Genomic DNA, 3,629 nt, shown 5'->3' with positions numbered 1-3,629 from the left:
TGACCTCGGCTGTGCAACCAGTCCGATACATCGGCCTCCTGCCCGCATCGGCCGGGATGCGCATCCCGGCCGATGCAACCAATAAAGCACATCTCGTCCACACAAGCCCGGGACGACGATAGCTTTAACGATGTGCCATTTTGCAGGAGTGCGAATGGGTTTTGGGCAGGTGATGCGCGCCGGCCCCTCGCCCAACCCTCTTCCCTCAAGGGGAGAGGGTTGAGGCCGTTCCCCACCCATGCAGGTCCCTTGTTCCGACAGCGTCCCCGCCATCCGGTCGTCCCGGCCCACCACCCTCCGATCCTCGCTTGCATTCCGCTCGTCTTTCCCCTATCGGCGCACTCATCCCGACATTGTGAAGCAAGGTCTGGGCTGGCGCCGAACGGGGCCGGCGCAAAATCGCTTTGCCGATCGTCGGACGAACTGGAGCAGGAATGGCGGATATCGCGCGTCTTATCGAGGTGATCGAACCGGAGGTGAAGGCCCTCGGCTTCGAGCTCGTGCGCGTGGTGCTCTACAAGGGTGGCGAGATCGGTTCGCTGAGCGGCGACTACGACGAGCCGACCCTGCAGATCATGGCCGAGCGGCCCGAGACCGGGCAGTTGGTGCTGAATGACTGCGCCGCGCTGTCGCACCGCATCTCCGACCGGATCGATGCGCTGGAAGAGGCCGGCGAAGTGCTGATCGACGATGCCTACCGGCTCGAGGTCAGCTCGCCCGGGATCGATCGGCCCTTGACCCGGCTCAAGGACTTCGTTGCCTGGTCCGGGCATGAGGCCAAGGTCAACCTGACCGCGCCGGTCGAAGGCAACCGCAAGGCGCTGCAGGGCAACCTGGCCGGGGTCGAGGGTGAGGTGATCCTGCTCGACGATCGCAAGTCGGGGCGCGTGCAGTTTCCCTTTGCCGATGTTCACAGCGCCAAGCTGGTCCTGACCGACCGGCTGATCGCCGCAACCAAGCCGATCGACACCACCGGTGCCGACGAGGAAATGATCGAAGCCGGGGCCGAGAGCCTCGAAGAACAGGAAGACTGACGATGGGCAGTGCGATTTCCGCGAACCGCGCCGAGCTGCTGGCGATTGCCAATGCGGTGGCCACCGAGAAGATGATCGACAAGTCGATCGTCATCGAGGCGATGGAAGAGGCGATCCAGAAGTCCGCGCGCAACCGCTATGGCGCCGAGAACGACATTCGCGCCAAGCTCGATCCGCGCACCGGCGACCTGCGCCTGTGGCGCGTGGTCGAGGTGGTCGAGGTGGTCGAGGACTACTTCAAGCAGGTGGACCTCAAGCAGGCCGAAAAGCTGCAGCCGGGCGCCAAGGTGGGGGACTTCATCGTCGATCCGCTGCCTCCCGTCGACCTGGGCCGCATCGATGCCCAGTCGGCCAAGCAGGTGATCTTCCAGAAGGTCCGCGATGCCGAGCGTGACCGCCAGTATGCCGAGTTCAAGGACCGCGCCGGCGAGGTGATCACCGGGGTGATCAAGTCGGTCGAGTTCGGCCACGTGATCGTCAACCTCGGCCGCGCCGAAGGCGTGATCCGCCGCGATCAGCAGATCCCGCGCGAGGCCGCCCGCGTGGGCGAGCGCGTCCGCGCGCTGATCCTGAAGGTGGAGCGCCAGAACCGCGGGCCGCAGATCTTCCTGAGCCGGGCCCACCCCGAATTCATGAAGAAGCTGTTCGCCCAGGAAGTGCCCGAAATCTACGACGGCATCATCGAGATCAAGGCCGCCGCCCGCGATCCGGGCAGCCGCGCCAAGATCGGCGTGATCAGCCGCGATTCCAGCATCGATCCGGTCGGCGCCTGCGTCGGCATGAAGGGCAGCCGCGTCCAGGCGGTGGTCCAGGAGCTGCAGGGCGAAAAGATCGATATCATCCCGTGGAGCGAGGACACCGCGACCTTCGTGGTCAACGCGTTGCAGCCCGCCACGGTCAGCCGTGTGGTGATCGACGAGGAAGAGAGCCGGATCGAGGTGGTCGTTCCCGATGACCAGCTGAGCCTGGCGATCGGCCGCCGCGGCCAGAACGTGCGGCTGGCCTCGCAGCTCACCAATTCGGCGATCGACATCATGACCGAGGCCGAGGCTTCGGAGAAGCGCCAGAAGGAATTCGCCGAGCGTTCGAAGATGTTCGAGGAAGAGCTCGACGTCGACGAGACGCTGTCGCAGTTGCTGGTGGCCGAAGGCTTCAGCGAGCTCGAGGAAGTGGCCTACATCGACATGGCCGAACTGGCCGGGATCGAGGGCTTCGACGAGGAACTGGCCGAAGAGCTGCAGAGCCGGGCGCAGGAAGCGCTCGAACGCCGCGAGGAGGCGAGCCGCGAGGCCCGTCGCGCCCTGGGCGTCGAGGATGCCCTGGCCGAGCTGCCGCACCTGACCGAGGCCATGCTGGTCACCCTGGGCAAGGCCGGGATCAAGACCCTGGACGATCTGGCCGACCTCGCCACCGACGAGCTGATCGCCAAGAAGCGCACCGAGCAGCGCCGCCGCGACGGTCAGCGCCGCGAGCGCGCCGAGGACAAGGGCGGCGTGCTGGGCGAATATGGCCTGAGCGAGGAACAGGGCAACGAGATCATCATGGCCGCGCGCGCACACTGGTTCGAGGATGAACCGGCAAATGAGGAGGCCGCCGATGCGGATTCCTCGCAATGAGCGCGTAAGCTCCGACAGGTCGGCTGGCGAACCGGAAAGGAAATGCATCCTTTCCGGTGAGCACGCCTCGCGCGATGCGCTGATCCGGCTGGCGATCTCGCCCGACGGCGATGTGCTGCCCGATGTCCTCGCCCGGGCACCGGGCCGTGGGGCGTGGATCGGTGTTTCGCGGCAAGACCTTGAAATTGCTCTGACAAAGGGCAAATTGAAAGGGGCGCTGGCGCGGGCCTTCAAGGGGGCGTCGCTGACCATTCCCGATGACCTGCCCGCGCGGATCGAAGCCGCGCTGGTCCGTGCTTTCGGTGATCGCCTGGGTTTGGAACTGCGCGCGGGCAAACTGCTCGTGGGGTCGGACCGGATCGCCGAGAATGCCCGGATGGGGCGGGTCGCCTGGCTGGCCCATGCCGCCGACGCGGGTGAGGACGGATCGCGCAAGCTCGACCAGGCGTGGCGGGTCGGGCAGGAGGCCGAGGGCTCTGGCCTGATGGGCGTGCGCTTGCCACTGGACCGGGCGGCGTTGTCTGTGGCATTGGGCCGCGACAATGTCGTCCACCTGGCGCTGACGGACCCGGCTGCGGCCGATCGCCTCGCCACCGTGCTGAATCGCCTGCTGGCCTATCTCGGCCGGCCGGACACGACCGGACAAGCCGCTGCCGACCGGCCCGCCACAACGCTTGTGGCTGCCGACGAAGCTGCTGATTCGACATTGAATTGAGACCGAAGGACTGTTTGAACCGATGAGCGAGACCGACAACAAACCGACGCTGGGCCGCAAGCCGCTGGGGCTGAAGCGCTCGGTGGAAGCGGGCGAGGTCAAGCAGACCTTCAGCCATGGCCGCACCAACAAGGTGGTGGTCGAGGTGAAGCGCCGCAAGCTGATCGGCAAGCCCGGCGAGGCCGCGGCTGCGCCCGAGCCGACCCCGGCCGCTCCGCCGCCACCGCCGGTGGCCGCCCCCGCGCGCCCGGCTCCGCCGCCGCC

4 protein-coding genes are annotated in these 3,629 nt (G+C 66.7%); all 4 read left to right on the top strand.

What is annotated here, in order from left to right:
- Positions 1-434: 434 nt before the first annotated feature.
- Positions 435-1,034 carry a ribosome maturation protein RimP gene (gene rimP / locus H7F49_RS18880; protein WP_185685104.1) on the top strand — a complete coding sequence of 200 codons (600 nt, stop codon included), beginning with the start codon at positions 435-437 and terminating at the stop codon, positions 1,032-1,034.
- A gap of 2 nt (positions 1,035-1,036) precedes the next feature.
- Positions 1,037-2,650, top strand: a complete 1,614-nt coding sequence (nusA, locus tag H7F49_RS18875) for a transcription termination factor NusA (RefSeq protein WP_185677903.1) — start codon at positions 1,037-1,039, stop codon at positions 2,648-2,650.
- Complete coding sequence (locus H7F49_RS18870) at positions 2,631-3,365, top strand: DUF448 domain-containing protein (RefSeq protein WP_185685103.1); 735 nt, start codon at positions 2,631-2,633, stop codon at positions 3,363-3,365. The genes nusA and H7F49_RS18870 overlap by 20 nt, the downstream gene beginning before the upstream one ends.
- 22 nt (positions 3,366-3,387) lie before the next feature.
- Positions 3,388-3,629, top strand: a 242-nt coding sequence (locus tag H7F49_RS18865; protein ID WP_185685102.1) for a translation initiation factor IF-2 associated domain-containing protein, incomplete at its 3' end; no start/stop codon positions are given.

This window comes from Novosphingobium aerophilum (assembly GCF_014230305.1).
GTDB lineage: Bacteria > Pseudomonadota > Alphaproteobacteria > Sphingomonadales > Sphingomonadaceae > Novosphingobium > Novosphingobium aerophilum.
This window is presented reverse-complemented; position numbering and strand designations above follow the sequence as displayed.